Below are 14,322 nucleotides of genomic sequence, written 5' to 3'. Positions count from 1 at the left end.
TGCCCCTTGCAAAACCAGAACAGAATAGATGACATGATTTAATATTAAGGTGAAGATTATAGTTAACAAATGGTAAATTATTTTACATATTGCAGTGCAGCAGTGATTCTAAACCCAAATTATTTGGCACGAAAACTGCGGGATATGGCATATGATAAACGGGATTTCTTCATATTCTGCCTCAGGCGTATCAAAACGGAACAATGTTCCGGCAATTACGCGCGTGGAAAGCATTGAAATGAATCCCGATGCGACACGCATCAATGTTTATGAGCATAAAGAGCAACAACAACAAAGAAACCAAAGCCAGTACCAAGGCTTTAACCCATTCTTTGCCGCCCACATCCTTCGTGAAGCCGAAAATCTTGAACAAGAAGTCGATTTAAAAGCCAGCATGAAGGCATATTCAGGCGTAAGAAATAATTACACCAATCTATTGGCCGTGATTTAAATATAATACCTCCTTTTAAAATCGTATTTTCCATATTTGTGACAATTTGTAACCGCGATTCTTGTCAAGAAAATCATTATTATTCAGTTATTTAAATAAATTTTTCGGCATTTTCTTGCGGCATCCGAAAAATGTTGACATTTGTTGACATTGGAAAAAACAAATAATGCGCCCAATGATCCATGCACCGCCCAAAAACCCTGACAAATCCTGACATTTCACCCCCTCACCATTTGTGCCGTCTAAACCAAACCAATTTGAATAATAAAGGGTTTCATTGGCGGGGGGATAGATGGATTAGGGGTTTACCCCCTCAGTCACAATAAATCGTGACAGTTCCCCCGTAAACAGGGGAGCATGAGTGCGGGATTTGTCCTCCCCTGCTTAGCGGGGGAGGTGACTTGCAAAGTAAGTCGGAGGGGGCAAGTTTAAGAAAAAAGGATATGACTTACGCCTTTGGTAGCTCTCATTCCAAATATTCATACTTTCTATAACAACATCAAAACGGTTGCAACGTCTATAATTTCAATCAATTGTTCAACAAAATGAACGTCAAATTCACATCATGTCTCCGAATTCTTGCTCAATAATATGTTTCTTATTTCAACAAGCACCAATTAGCTTAAATTATTTTCAATAAAAATAAAATTACGGGTTGACAAAACCATCAAGGCGCGAAACATTATTACAGCCCACCTTGGGTACACACAAGGCGCACCAGATGCAAGAGCAAAAAATAGATGAAATTAATAAAGTAAACGGTGGCATTACTTCATTAGTAACTTTTGCCGTGTGTACTTTTGCGGCACTGATATTAGTATTGGCAACAGCAAATGCCTATCTAAAATTATCTAATGATGATTGCATTACAACGACCATAAAAAACGGTAATTCTACAACAACAAATACAACCTGCAATTAGACCGTTTATGAATTTCAAGCTCTTCTAGCGGCTAAGAATAAGTAAGAAATTTGCCATACGCGTGAAATTTCAACCTGATTAATCAATATTGGTATCCATCAATCTTTCCTAAAACTTATCTTTTAACCCCCTGATATACCCATAAATCTCAAAATCTGGTTTGCCCGCCTGCCCCAGTTCGGATTTTAGATTTTCATAATCCGCAAGTAAAAACGGGTTGGTTTTTAATTCGATGCCGATTGTTGTGGGTACGGTTGGGATTGATTTTGCGGTTAATTCATCAATTTCCGTGATGCGCGCCGCCAATTCCGCATTGGAAAGACCCAAACTTTCACAAAACCGCGCATTGGCCGCCGAATATTCATGCGCACAATAAACCAAGGTTTCGTGGGGCAAGGTTTTCAATACCTCAAGCCCGCCCCATGCCAATTTGGCATCGCCTTCAAATAACCTGCCACAGCCCAAAACAAACAGGGCATCACCAACAAAAACAAAACCTAAATCGATAAAATAATAACCAATTTGCCCCAATGTATGCCCACCAAGGTTTAGGATTTTGACCATATGCCCACCAAAAGAAAGCGTGCCACCGGGTGAAACCACCTCATCTAATGGGAAGCCATGCTTTAAAACCTCTTCGGGGCCTTTTAAAACCGCGCCAAATTCGTCCTTGATTGCCTGATTTCCGCCGGCATGATCGGCATGCCAATGGGTATTCCATACTTCAGAGATGATGAGATTATTTTTTTTTGCAAATGCCATAATCTCACCTGAATCGGGTGTATCAATACATAATGCTTTATTGGTGTTCAAATCTTTGATAAGAAAACCGTAATTATCTTTTAAACATTTGAATTGTAATATTTGCAACATGAAACGCCCTTTTGGAAATAATTAATGCAATATACTATTGATGACCTAATTTCTTTTTATGGCGGCAAATATGGCAAAGTTGCAAGTAAATTTATCGCCGAAGAAATAAAAAAAACTTGGGCCAATTTACAAAATATGGAAATTTTGGGTTTTGGTTACACCTGCCCATTGCTTGACTATATTTGTGAGGATAATTTACCGCCAAAAGACCCAAGGCGGATTATAAATTATAATTTTCCTGATAATAAATTAATTGGTAAAAGCGTTCAAAAATACAATCCATTTGGCAAAAACATCACAATAATCGGTGAGCCTGAAAACCTGCCCTTTGTCGAAAATAGCTTTGATAGAATCTTGCTTTGCCATGCCCTTGAAGAAGCGGCAAATCCGCAAAAAATGTTGCGCGAATTATGGCGGGTTTTACGTCCAGAAGGGAAAATAATTTTTATTGTTCCCAATCGTCGCGGGCTTATGGCGCGCACAGATAATACCCCGTTCGGACAAGGTCGCCCATATTCAAGAACCCAGTTTTCGGAATTTTTAAAAGACAGTATGTTTGAAATAAATATTGCCAAACGGATTTTCTTCCTGCCGCCGGTTAATAAGATTGCAAATGAAAAGGCCGCCAAAATTTGTGAACAAATTGGGCAGACTTTGCTACCACACCTTGGGGGTTTATTATTCTTTGAAGCCACCAAGCGCATTGCAATAGAGCCTGATAGGACGGCACTTAATAAAAACCAGAAAACCGAAATCGCCACTGCCTCATATTTCAGCAAACACAATTCCAAACAGCATAAAAATTAAGCAGGTAAAGTCTTAAACATTCTTTCCCGATTAATTTTTGTTGTGATATTCAATTTCCCGTTAAATCTGTTATAGTCAATTTAAGTTATGAGAGAAGCACTTGAGCTTTATCATTGGGCAAGAGAAGGGGTAGATAATGAAATTAGTAATGGCAATCATCAAACCTAGCAGATTAGACGCGGTTCTTGACGCTGTGGGCGATGCCGGTGTGTCCGGTCTTACCGTTACCGAGGTTCGCGGTTATGGTCGCCAAAAAGGCAAGACCGAAGTTTATCGCGGCGCCGAATATGAAGTAAAACTTTTACCAAAAGTAAAAGTTGAAGCCGTTGTAAATGATGATGTTGTTGACAGCCTTGTAGAAGTTATTACTGCGGCTGCAAATACATCTAAAATCGGTGACGGCAAAGTATTCGTGCTTGATGTTGAATCTGCCCTTCGTATCAGAACTGGTGAAAAAGATTCTGCTGCATTGGTGGGATAATAATTCCATTTATGTCAATAAAAAGCCTGCCTTTACCAAATGGGGCAGGCTTTTTCTTTTGGGCGGTTTTGTTCTTGCTGAAAATTGTGGATTTTCACCTAAAACTTGGTAATAGGAACACATGAGTAATGAAATAACCAATAATTCGCCCGATGTTTCTGTAATTATCCCTGTTCATAACGAAAGCGGGGCAATCGTTACCTTAATCGAGGAAATAGAAGCCGCACTTTCTGGGTTTGGCTATGAAATTATTGTGGTTGATGATTGCTCCAAAGATGACACTTTGGAAGTTTTGCAAAATGCCAAGGCAACGCATCCAAACCTTAAAGTCTTTAGTCATATCAAAAACGCGGGCCAAAGCCGCGCAATTTATTCCGGCTTGCAATTTGCCACCGCGCCACTAATCGGTGTCCTTGATGGCGATGGGCAGAATGACCCTGTTGATTTTCCAAAAATGTTGCGAATTTTAACCGCGCCAGATGCACCAAAAAAATTGGCAATGGTGCAAGGGATGCGTCTTAAACGACAAGATACCAAGGCGAAAAAATACGCCTCAAAAATCGCCAATGCGGTTCGCCAAAAACTTTTGAATGATGGTGCGGTTGATTCCGGCTGTGGCATAAAAATCGTACGTAAAGAAGTTTTTGATACCCTTCCATATTTCGATCATATGCACCGTTATATGGCGGCATTGGTTAAACAGGCGGGTTTTGAAACCCAATTTATCGAGGTTCACCACCGCCCACGTGAAACTGGGCAATCAAAATATACCAATATTGGGCGCCTTGTGGCTGCACTTACCGATTTAATTGGTGTTATATGGCTTGGAACCCGCCGCAAAAACCCAGAAGGCGTAAAAGAAGTTTAAGGCACGGCGAAACGCATAAAACATCGTTAACAAAGTATTTCCAATTTTAAGTCATATTCGCCTCTTAATTGGATACGGGCGAATGCAGCGCTTTTTTGACATATTTCCCTTGTTGCTTATACCTATCGTCATATATGCGATATTCGCATTAATGGCAGGAACGGGTAATAGTGTCGATACATTTGCGACCGATCTTGAAAAATCTGCCTTTATCATAACCATGCCATCGGGTGCGCCGTGGGGAATTTCCGGCGGGAATATTCTGGTTGGATTTGGAATTTTGGTCTTTTTTTACGAATCCATCCGTGGGGTTGCGGCGTCACCCTATGCCATCGTTCACCACACCATAAGTGTTTTATTATCGCTTGGCGCAATGGGTGCATTTGTATTGTTTGAGAATTTTTCAACCTCAACCTTTTTCTTGCTCATGCTGATGTGCGTGCTTGATATGATTGCCGGCGTGATTGCCAATATCGCACAATCAGGCGGTTGGCATAACGACTAATTAGCACCCAAAATAGATAGTTTTACTGCCGCACTTGATGGGCGCCCCGAATATCCAATCCCTGGGGTTAAACCAACTTCTAAAGTTCCATCTTGCAAAAGCACAAATGGGTTTGGCGCACGATTAAGGCGAACCTTTTTAATTTTATATTTTTTATTATTAAAATATTTGGGGGGAATTTGTGAAAGCCCATCGGCAATTCGCTCAAGCGAATCATAAACCAAATATGATTGCAGCCCGCCCGTGACCTCAATCCGAACTGACTGTAAATATCGCCCAGTAAAACGCCCAGCAGAACGATCAACAGCCGATTGCAAAGTGCCATTAAAAACTTGATTTTGCGGGCTTATACCACGCGATTTCCCCGTAAGCTCTGCGGCAACGCCGCCACTATCTGAACTATTGAAGATTGTGATGCCGCCAAGGCTATTAATTCGTAATACCACTTGGCCAACGTCATTACGCAAAAACTCATCACCGCGCGGCCCAGATACCGATTTAAGAACCCAAACTTCATCGGCATTATCAAATTTAAATAAGATTTGCTTGCGCTTGGTTCTATCAAGTGAAAACCCACTATTTCCCGCATTAAAATGCGCAACATCGGGTATTTTATTTACCGCTGCGGATGGAAAAAGTTTGGAAAATTCGGGAAAACTGCTTTTGGGTTTTGGTTCACAATGCGCAATTAATGGGTATGCCACGCCAATCAAAATGAGAAGCGTGAAAAGCAATTGCTTTAATACCAATTTACGCTGATAATTTGCGACCATGTTTTTTTATAAAGCATAATTACGGCAATAAATAGACACAAAAAAGCACTGCCCCATAGTGGATTGCAGTGCTTTTTTATTGTTGTAACAATAAATTACGATGCCGCAGCCTGTGGCATTCCTTCAGGGGTTGCATTTTGTGCCTGTGCAAGTTGATTTTGCGCCGCAAGCCCCTGCATGATTGCAATATTAATATCAATCAATGGCTCAATATCTTCGTTTTCACGAATAACTTGTGATGTATATTTGCTCACAAACATTGATAATGAAATAATTGAAGCGCGCAATTGTGCCGGCAAACCATTTTGTTCATTTGAACAATCCATGGCAAGAAAATTCCAAACGCGTCGATTCCAATCAAGTGCCTTCATTTTTGCACCCAATTCAGTAGATGGAAGCGCTTTTACCTCGTTAAGTGCACGGGTTACTTCGGTAAACAGACGGTATTCCGTTTCACGCGGCGTCTCTACCCTTTGTTGAACCTTCTGATATGCTCTTATTGACATTCCCCAACAACTCCGACTCAAAATCAATTACTTTGCGACATCTTGAGAGTGCTTTGTAATAATCACCTGCAATAACATCGCGTGAAATCGCCACACATTCCTCTAGAATAGGGACGTGGCGGACAGCAGACATAAACTCGGTCATTCTGAGTGCGAATTCATTGTATATTTCAGCAGCATCATCGCTTGAAAGATACATCATCATTACCGGGAAGTATATTCTTCTCGCCGGCGTGTTTGCTTCATGCGACTGCATAATGTCCTTTTCACGAAGAACAGAAGCCTTATTCTGAAGCAACATCGTGGTACGTCTGTCGCCATTCTGAATAACCGCGCCATTAAGAACAATTTTCTCGTTAGGTTTCAATGAAAGCTTTAAAGGCATTGCCAACTCCAAAAGTGAGGGCGCGTTATTTCTGAACAATCAGAAACTACCACACTCCTATTAGGTATTTTTAAAAGAACATGGTTAACAAATTGCTTTCAAACATCTTTGAAATGTATAAAAACATGTATAAATGAGGCAATGAGAAGGAAAAATATGTATTTCAACGGCTCTGATGAATATGTAACAACCGAAGATTTAAAAATTGCGGTTAATGCGGCGATAAAACTTGAACGTCCCCTATTAATAAAGGGCGAACCCGGAACCGGCAAAAGCGTTCTTGCGGCACAAATCGCCAAATCATTAGGTTTGCCACTAATTGAATGGCACATAAAATCGACCACCAAGGCCGTTCAGGGGCTTTATGAATACGATGCGGTTTCACGCCTTCGTGATTCGCAATTAGGTGATGAGCGCGTCAAAGATGTTAAGAATTACATCAAAAAAGGCAAATTATGGGAATCGTTTGCACAAGATGGAAAATGCGTCCTGTTAATTGATGAAATTGATAAAGCGGATATCGAATTCCCTAATGACCTTCTCCAAGAACTCGATCGGATGGAGTTTTTTGTTTATGAAACCGGCGAAACCATAAAGGCAAAAAACCGCCCTATCATTATCATTACCTCAAACAATGAAAAAGAATTACCGGATGCATTCCTTCGCCGTTGTTTCTTCCACTTTATTTCATTCCCCGATGCCGAAACTATGGAAGCAATTGTTAAGGTTCACTTCCCTGATATCAAACAACGTCTTGTTAATGCAGCCTTAAAAAGCTTTTTTGATATTCGTAATGTTAATGGCCTAAAGAAAAAGCCATCAACAAGCGAATTATTAGATTGGATAAAGCTTTTGGTATCCGATGACATCGATCTTGAAACCATGCGCGAAAAATCACCTAATAAACTTATTCCACCGCTTTACGGTGCGTTGTTGAAAAATGAGCAGGATTTACAATTATTCGAGCGTTTGGCCTTTATGGCACGGCGTGACAGGTAGTTTATAATCTAATCGGCAATTGGGATTATAATTTTCACGCCCAAACCAATGCCACCTTCGCGGTTAAGGCCATCAACCAATTCCATTGTTCCTTTGTGCGCCTCGACAATTGCTTGGGCAAGCGAAAGGCCAATCCCCGTCCCCTGTGACGAACGGGCGGCATCTAGGCGAACAAAACGTTTTAATGCCTCGGCGCGTTGTTCAGGTGGAATACCCATACCGCTATCCGCAATTAGGATTTCAATATTTTTGTGATCTTTACGGGAAGAAAATTCAATTTTACCTTTTTCAGTATATTTCACCGCATTATCAAGCAGGTTAGTTACCGCCTGTACAAACATGGATTCATCAATTTCGGCAAATAGACCAGTTTCAATATTAACGACAAACTCAAGCTCTTTATCGGTAACGCTTGGCTCAAAAAATTCGGCAATCTCATCAAGCATAAGGCTTAAATCAAGGCGGCTTAGGTGGCCGCCCTGCCCGGCTTCAAGACGAGAAAGACGAAGCACGCCGTTAAACGTGCTAACTACGCGGTCAAGTTCTGAAATGGCATTTTCAATTGTTTCACGTAACTCATCATCATTTTTTGCGTCCATCATTGAATTTTCAAGATTGGCGCGTAACCTCGTTAATGGCGAACGCAAATCATGGGCAATTGAATCCCCGATTGTGCGGGATGATTGCACTAGCTTCTCGGTTCTATCGAGCATCGCATTCATATGTTGGGTTAAAACATCAAATTCGTCACCCAAACCATTATTGTAATTTTTAACCGGTGCACGAACCGAAAGGTTGCCAGCCATAACTTTGCGCGTAGTTTGCGATAATTCATCAACCCGTCGCGCAGCACCCCTTGCCGCCAAATATCCGGCAATTATCGCAAATGCCAACACCGCCAAAGACCCTGTCCAAACCGCATTTACGACCTTTTCCGCCAAAGTATAGCCAGGGCCAAGATCATGGGCAACAAAAAGACCATAACCATCAGGCCCCGCCAAGAACACACCGCGCGCGGCATGTTTACGGTTTATATTATCTTGTGGGAAATAGGTAAAAGAGGTTGAACGAACCGGAATTTCAAAAAGATTGTCACCTTTTTTAGGGCGCGGAACTTTTGATAAATCCATCGGCACGGCATCAATATTGCCTGATAAAATATTGCCTTCTGGAGTTATCAGAACGAATAAATCTTCCATTGATGATGCGGCACGAACAATAACCTCACCATTAAGGGCGTTGACACCCTTTTCCGCCCAAATTTGTGTAAGTTCGGCAAGTTCATCGCGGGCAATACGGTCGGCATTAAAGGATAAAACCCCAACCGTCACAACGTAAATATAACCCAAAAGCAAAAGTGCAAATGCCGAAAATAGCGCCGCAAAACCAAACGCCACTTTAAAAGTGGTGGTGCGGATAATCGAAACCATATAAGCGCGAATATCGCCCAGTTTTTCTATTAAACGGGGCGATATTTTTTGAATATATTGGTTTAGTTTAACTTTCAAATCACGCTTCTAATCTATAACCAGTTCCACGAATTGTGTGTAGCATAGGATGGTCAAAATCTTTGTCAATTTTTGAACGTAGTCTTGAAACGTGAACATCAATAACGTTGGTCTGTGGGTCAAAATGATAGTCCCACACCTTTTCAAGCAACATGGTACGGGTAACAATCTGCCCTGAATTACGCATTAAATATTCAAGCAAGCGGAATTCACGTGGTTGCACGTCAATTTTATTGCCAGAACGCGTAACTTTGCGGGTGATAAGATCCATTTCCAATTCACCAAGTTTTAGAACTGTTTGGCGGCTATCGGGGTCGGTACGTTTTCCCAAAACCTCAACCCGCGCCACAAGTTCGGCTGATGAATAAGGTTTAGAAAGGTAATCGTCACCGCCGGCTTTTAAACCTTCGATACGGTGTTCAACATCGCCCAAGGCCGAAAGGAAAAGCACAGGTGTGGTAATACCATCTTTGCGCAAATCTTCGACAACCTGCATACCATCTTTGCCCGGTAACATACGGTCAAAAACCAGCACATCATAAGAAAGCGTGCGCGCCTTTAACTCACCTTCGGCACCATTGTGGCAGACATCGGCAGCATGACCAGCATCTTCTATGGCGCGTGCCATAAATTTTGCGGTATCAACGGCATCTTCAACAATTAATACTCTCATTTTATATCCAATCTTTATTCAGGATTAGCCAATTAATATCGCAAGATATGCACCGCGACCTTGTGGGGTTTGTACATATATTGGAATTGATTTTTTGCCCTGACGTTTTGCGTCTTTGATGGCATTTTCAAGATCTTTTGGGGTACCAACATTTTGACCATTGGCCTCAAGAATTGCCATGCCCGCAGCAATACCTTTTTTCGCCGCATCTGATTTATCATCAATGTCGGTGATTAAAACGCCAGATGTATCACTATCAAGGCGAAGACGTTGTTTTGCAGTTGGGGTCAAAGAAGAAACCGTCATGCCGAGGCTTGTGCCACTTGTGACCTTGGTATCGGCAACCACCGAATTATCTTTTGGGTCGTCAAGTTGTGCCAATTGTTTTTCAGATGGGCGCGGCGCAATTAAAACATTCGCAACCCGTTTTTTGCCTGATGCATCAATAATTTCAAGTTTAACGGTTTTGCCGACTTCGGTTCCACCAACACGACGGGTAAGGTCGGATGCACCATTAATTGGTTGATCGTTAAATTTAACAATCGCATCGCCACGTTTCAAACCCGCTTTTGCCGCAGGTGAACCAACATTAACAGAGCCAACAATTGCGCCCTTCACATTACCAACACCATATGCATCAGCAAGGTCTGGTGACAAATCACCAATGCCAACACCAAGCCAGCCATAAGCAACCTGTCCACCTTTCATCAATTGCTGTGTCACACGCACCGCAGTTGAAGAAGGAACCGCAAAGCCAATACCAATATTACCACCAGAACCGGAAACAATCGCGGTATTAATACCGATTACGCGACCCTGCATGTCAAAGGTTGGACCACCAGAGTTACCAGGGTTAATCGGCGCATCAATTTGGATAAAGTCGGCGATATTTTGACCGCCCACATCTTCACGGCCCAATGCCGAGACAATACCCGCAGTTGCCGTGCCGCCAAGACCGAATGGGTTACCAATTGCAACCACCCAATCGCCAACACGAACGTTGGTATTGGTTTCAAATTGTACATAGCGGTAATTTGCACCTTCAACCTTGATAACCGCAATATCGGTTCTTTCATCCGTACCAATTACCTTGGCCGGTAATTCTTTGCCGTCTTTAAGGGTAACTGTAATTTTGCTGGCGTCAGAAACCACGTGATTATTAGTTACGATATAACCGTCAGCAGAAATGAAGAAACCAGAACCGCCGCCACGCGCTTCACCGCCACTTTTATTTTTTGGCATATTGCGCAAGAATGGGCGCATTTCAGGAGGAACTTGTTGCAATTGCGCTTCTAATTCATCATCAGATTGATCCGGAATTGACTTGGTAACCTCAATAGAAACCACAGCAGGGGAAACCCGTTCCACCAAATCAGCAAAACTTGGCAATGCGGAAGCCGCCATCGGTGCCTGTGCCTGAATTGCCTGTGCCTTTAAAAGATTTGGCGAAAGCACTTGCCCTGCACCAAATGCTGCAATACCAAGCGCCACCGCAGCCGCACCAGTCATTACAGGCCTTTTCAAGAAACTTGGTTTTGATTTTTGTTCCATTAACCTCTCCGATAATGTGGAATACATATTTTCCTAACATTACAAATATTGGCATTAATTATGGCTAAACAATGTCTAAAAACATAATTCTCTGCTTTATTGTGCAATAATATATAGGTTTTTGGCAATTGAAACATAATTTTCTGTAATGTTTAGCCACTTGTATTATTTAACCATTTAGTTTAATAAAGAACACATTATTTAATGAATCGGTTAAATAATAAGGTGATGCGATGAACAAAATAGATTTGATTTTCCATGCTTTATCCGACGAGACGCGGCGCAATATTTTAACCCGCCTTTGTGATAATGGGGCAGTAAATAACAATTACACTATTAATGAGCTTGCAAAGCCATTTGATATTTCTTTGCCCGCGATATCTAAACACATAAAGGTTTTGGAAAAAGCGGGATTAGTCATTCGTGGAAAAGACCGCCAATTTCGCCCAATATCAATCAATTACTCCGCCTTTCGCGAAATTGACCAATTTTTGGCATTTTTCCGACGCGGCGCAAATCTTCACAATGCCCGCCTTGCAAAACTTGGGGCAGAAGAATTTTTCATAAAGAAATAATTATTTTTCTTCGAGTTCTTTTAGCGCCGCAAGCGCCTCTGCATCTTCTTCAGTTTTAGTTGGAATGCTTTCAGGTGGAATCTCTTCAGGAGTTGATTTTAATTTACCCATAAGCAAAAGAATAACCGCGCCCCCCATTATCAAAAGTATAAAGGGTGAGGCCCAAAGCGCAATTGTTGCCGCGCTTAATTGCGGGCGCAACAAAACATATTCACCATAGTGATTGGCAAAATATTTGCGAATTTGGTTATCCGATTCGCCTTTTAAAATATGCTCTTTAATAACATCGCGCATATCGGCAGCGATTTTTGCCGATGAGGTTGCAACCGGTTCAGATTGACAAACCACGCAGCGGATTTCCTGCGCAAGGTTATTATAACGCTCATTCTGTTTTGGGTCTAAATCCTGGGCAAAGGCATTGACCGCAACAAAGCCCAAAAGCAAAATTATTGACGAGAAAAACTTTTTCATGACGCCGCCTTTGCAATATCACCTGATGCCTTTGGTGCAGCAACCCGAAGGCCACGATCCGCCAAACTTAGAAGTCCGCCCAAAGCAATCAAGAAATAACCACCAAAAATCCATCCAATGAATGGGTTGAAATAAACCCGTAACACCCACTTTGATGCACCACTTTCTGAATTTGGTTCACCTAATGCCATGTATAATTCACCGAAAAGGCTTGCTTTACGATCCACCTCGGTGGTTGGCATTTTTGCCGCCGGATAATAACGCCGCGCAGGGTTAAGGATAATTGTCTTTTTGCCATCATTAACCGAAATTTGCGCCGCATCTGAATAAAAGTTTGGCCCTTCTAATGAGGCAATTTTATCGAGGGTAATTTTACGACCTTCAAACTGTACAGTTTCGCCAATGCCAATTGCAAAAGTTTGTTCTTTTTGGAAAGAGGTTTCAACCACAGCACCAATAACGAATACGCCGACCCCCAAATGGGCAATAAACATACCCCAATACATCGGGCGCAATGCAAAAGCACGTTTTACGACATCATTGCTTTTGCCAAGACCAGCTTTTTGTAGGAATTCAGAAAACGCGCCAAGCACCAACCAAACGCCCAATGACACGCCAACCGCGCTCATTGGCTTGTTTTGCGCAATAAATGCCACCACAAGCCCGCCAATAATTGCAATTATCAATGCCGGAATAAGTTTTTTGGCATGTGTACTAATTTTAGATCTTTTCCAAGAAAAGAAACTGGCAACTGGTAAGAACACCAAAATAATCGACATTAATGGTGTGAATACCGCATTAAAATATGGCGCACCAACCGAGATTGCCCGACCATAAATCGCTTCACCCAAAAGCGGGTAAAGAGTGCCGACCAAAATTGTAAGTGTGGCAACCACCAAGAATAAATTGTTCAAAACCAATGCGGTTTCGCGTGATACGGGCGCAAACATCCCTTTATCACTATTCATAACGCCGGCACGCAGGCCATAAAGCAACAAGCCGCCACCGGTGAATAATGCCAAAATAAGCAATATCCAAACCCCGCGTTTTGGATCAAGTGCAAAGGCGTGAACCGATGTCAAAACACCCGAACGAACGAGGAATGTACCCAAAAGCGATAAAGAGAAGGCCAAAATCGCAAGCAATACCGTCCATGCCGCCAAGGCACCACGTTTTTCAGTTACAATTGCCGAGTGTAACAATGCAGTGCCGAGCAACCAAGGCATGAATGATGCATTCTCAACCGGATCCCAAAACCACCAGCCGCCCCAGCCAAGTTCATAATATGCCCAATAAGCACCAAGTAAGATACCAACAGTTAGAAACACCCATGATGCAAGCGCCCAAGGGCGAATAATCCTTGCCCAAACCGCATCAACCTTGCCATCAAGCAAGCCAGCAATTGCCAGTGAATAAACCAACGACAAGCCCACATAACCCAAATATAAAAATGGTGGGTGAGCCGCCAATGCCGGATCCTGCAATAATGGGTTTAAATCATTGCCTTGGAATGGTGGATTAGGCAGACGAATGAATGGGTTTGAGGCAAAAACAACATAGGCAATTACCAATGCCACAATCAAACCTTGCACGCCCAATGCGCGTGATTTCAAGGTCCAAACTAATTCTTCTTTTGAATGGGATAAAAAGGTTGCAAAACCTGCGCCAACCAATGCCCAAAGCAGCATTGAACCTTCGTGATTGCCCCATGAACCAGCGATTTTATAAATCAGCGGCTTAAGTGAATGGGAATTTTCAACCACATTTTTAACCGAAAAGTCACTGGTAAGATAGGCATGGATAAGCGCAATTAAGGCAACCGCAGCCGCAACGAACGTGATGTCGGTTGCGCGTTTTGTGAAAGTGTAAAAACGGTAATCCGCGCGCTGCCCACCGATTAAACCTGCACAGCTTTGTGCCAATGCCGCAAACATAGCAAGGATTAATGCAAAATGCCCAATTTCAACAATCATT

General features: G+C 42.2%; 17 protein-coding genes. 8 read left to right on the top strand and 9 right to left on the bottom strand.

Going from position 1 to position 14,322, the window contains the following annotated elements:
* The first annotated feature begins 151 nt into the window (after positions 1–151).
* On the top strand, positions 152–451 hold the full coding sequence (locus KXV15_RS04245) for a hypothetical protein (RefSeq protein ID WP_240006909.1): 300 nt from the start codon (positions 152–154) through the stop codon (positions 449–451).
* Between the two features lie 721 nt (positions 452–1,172).
* Entirely contained in the window at positions 1,173–1,373 is a 201-nt protein-coding gene (locus tag KXV15_RS04240) for a hypothetical protein (RefSeq protein WP_240006908.1), read from the top strand.
* 108 nt (positions 1,374–1,481) lie between these two features.
* Here the strand turns inward: KXV15_RS04240 and gloB are convergent, their stop codons facing one another.
* On the bottom strand, positions 1,482–2,246 hold the full coding sequence (gloB, locus tag KXV15_RS04235; protein ID WP_240006907.1) for a hydroxyacylglutathione hydrolase: 765 nt from the start codon (positions 2,244–2,246) through the stop codon (positions 1,482–1,484).
* A 24-nt stretch (positions 2,247–2,270) separates the two neighbouring features.
* Here gloB and KXV15_RS04230 point away from each other — a divergent pair, with 24 nt between their 5' ends.
* The 4 genes from KXV15_RS04230 (at position 2,271) to KXV15_RS04215 (ending at position 4,907) form a co-directional block, all read left to right on the top strand.
* Entirely contained in the window at positions 2,271–3,053 is a 783-nt protein-coding gene (locus tag KXV15_RS04230) for a class I SAM-dependent methyltransferase (RefSeq protein ID WP_240006906.1), read from the top strand.
* 136 nt (positions 3,054–3,189) lie between these two features.
* On the top strand, positions 3,190–3,534 hold the full coding sequence (locus tag KXV15_RS04225) for a P-II family nitrogen regulator (protein ID WP_240006905.1): 345 nt from the start codon (positions 3,190–3,192) through the stop codon (positions 3,532–3,534).
* A 121-nt stretch (positions 3,535–3,655) separates the two neighbouring features.
* Complete coding sequence (locus KXV15_RS04220) at positions 3,656–4,402, top strand: glycosyltransferase family 2 protein (protein ID WP_240006904.1); 747 nt, start codon at positions 3,656–3,658, stop codon at positions 4,400–4,402.
* A gap of 151 nt (positions 4,403–4,553) precedes the next feature.
* Positions 4,554–4,907 (top strand): hypothetical protein, encoded by a 354-nt coding sequence (locus KXV15_RS04215; protein WP_240006903.1) that lies wholly within the window; start codon positions 4,554–4,556, stop codon positions 4,905–4,907.
* Here KXV15_RS04215 and KXV15_RS04210 read toward each other — a convergent pair.
* The 3 genes from KXV15_RS04210 to flbT form a co-directional block, all read right to left on the bottom strand.
* On the bottom strand, positions 4,904–5,680 hold the full coding sequence (locus KXV15_RS04210; RefSeq protein WP_240006902.1) for a DUF4908 domain-containing protein: 777 nt from the start codon (positions 5,678–5,680) through the stop codon (positions 4,904–4,906). The genes KXV15_RS04215 and KXV15_RS04210 overlap by 4 nt on opposite strands.
* A gap of 95 nt (positions 5,681–5,775) precedes the next feature.
* On the bottom strand, positions 5,776–6,186 hold the full coding sequence (gene flaF, locus KXV15_RS04205; protein ID WP_240006901.1) for a flagellar biosynthesis regulator FlaF: 411 nt from the start codon (positions 6,184–6,186) through the stop codon (positions 5,776–5,778).
* Entirely contained in the window at positions 6,134–6,571 is a 438-nt protein-coding gene (gene flbT, locus KXV15_RS04200; RefSeq protein ID WP_240006900.1) for a flagellar biosynthesis repressor FlbT, read from the bottom strand. The genes flaF and flbT overlap by 53 nt, the downstream gene beginning before the upstream one ends.
* A 156-nt stretch (positions 6,572–6,727) precedes the next feature.
* Between flbT and KXV15_RS04195 the strand changes: the two genes are divergently transcribed.
* Complete coding sequence (locus KXV15_RS04195; RefSeq protein WP_240007204.1) at positions 6,728–7,570, top strand: AAA family ATPase; 843 nt, start codon at positions 6,728–6,730, stop codon at positions 7,568–7,570.
* Positions 7,571–7,578: 8 nt separating this feature from the next.
* Here the strand turns inward: KXV15_RS04195 and KXV15_RS04190 are convergent, their stop codons facing one another.
* From KXV15_RS04190 to KXV15_RS04180, 3 genes are read right to left on the bottom strand one after another with little or no spacing between them, the layout of a single operon-like run.
* Complete coding sequence (locus KXV15_RS04190; RefSeq protein WP_240006899.1) at positions 7,579–9,078, bottom strand: HAMP domain-containing sensor histidine kinase; 1,500 nt, start codon at positions 9,076–9,078, stop codon at positions 7,579–7,581.
* 1 nt (position 9,079) lies between these two features.
* Entirely contained in the window at positions 9,080–9,751 is a 672-nt protein-coding gene (locus KXV15_RS04185; RefSeq protein WP_240006898.1) for a response regulator transcription factor, read from the bottom strand.
* 24 nt (positions 9,752–9,775) lie between these two features.
* Positions 9,776–11,302, bottom strand: a complete 1,527-nt coding sequence (locus KXV15_RS04180) for a Do family serine endopeptidase (protein WP_240006897.1) — start codon at positions 11,300–11,302, stop codon at positions 9,776–9,778.
* Between the two features lie 233 nt (positions 11,303–11,535).
* On the opposite strand from KXV15_RS04180, the gene KXV15_RS04175 reads away from it, so the two are divergent.
* On the top strand, positions 11,536–11,877 hold the full coding sequence (locus tag KXV15_RS04175; RefSeq protein ID WP_240006896.1) for an ArsR/SmtB family transcription factor: 342 nt from the start codon (positions 11,536–11,538) through the stop codon (positions 11,875–11,877).
* Here KXV15_RS04175 and KXV15_RS04170 read toward each other — a convergent pair whose 3' ends face one another.
* Together KXV15_RS04170 and KXV15_RS04165 are read right to left on the bottom strand one after the other, a co-directional pair.
* Positions 11,878–12,348 carry a cytochrome c-type biogenesis protein gene (locus tag KXV15_RS04170; RefSeq protein ID WP_240006895.1) on the bottom strand — a complete coding sequence of 157 codons (471 nt, stop codon included), beginning with the start codon at positions 12,346–12,348 and terminating at the stop codon, positions 11,878–11,880.
* Positions 12,345–14,321 (bottom strand): heme lyase CcmF/NrfE family subunit, encoded by a 1,977-nt coding sequence (locus tag KXV15_RS04165; protein ID WP_240006894.1) that lies wholly within the window; start codon positions 14,319–14,321, stop codon positions 12,345–12,347. The genes KXV15_RS04170 and KXV15_RS04165 overlap by 4 nt, the downstream gene beginning before the upstream one ends.
* Between the last annotated feature and the right edge of the window lies 1 nt (position 14,322).

This window comes from Pseudaquidulcibacter saccharophilus, assembly GCF_019455445.1.
In the GTDB taxonomy this organism is placed as follows: Bacteria; Pseudomonadota; Alphaproteobacteria; order Caulobacterales; family Aquidulcibacteraceae; genus Pseudaquidulcibacter; species Pseudaquidulcibacter saccharophilus.
Note: the sequence above shows the minus strand (reverse complement) of the source record. Positions and strands in the feature narration are given on the sequence as shown.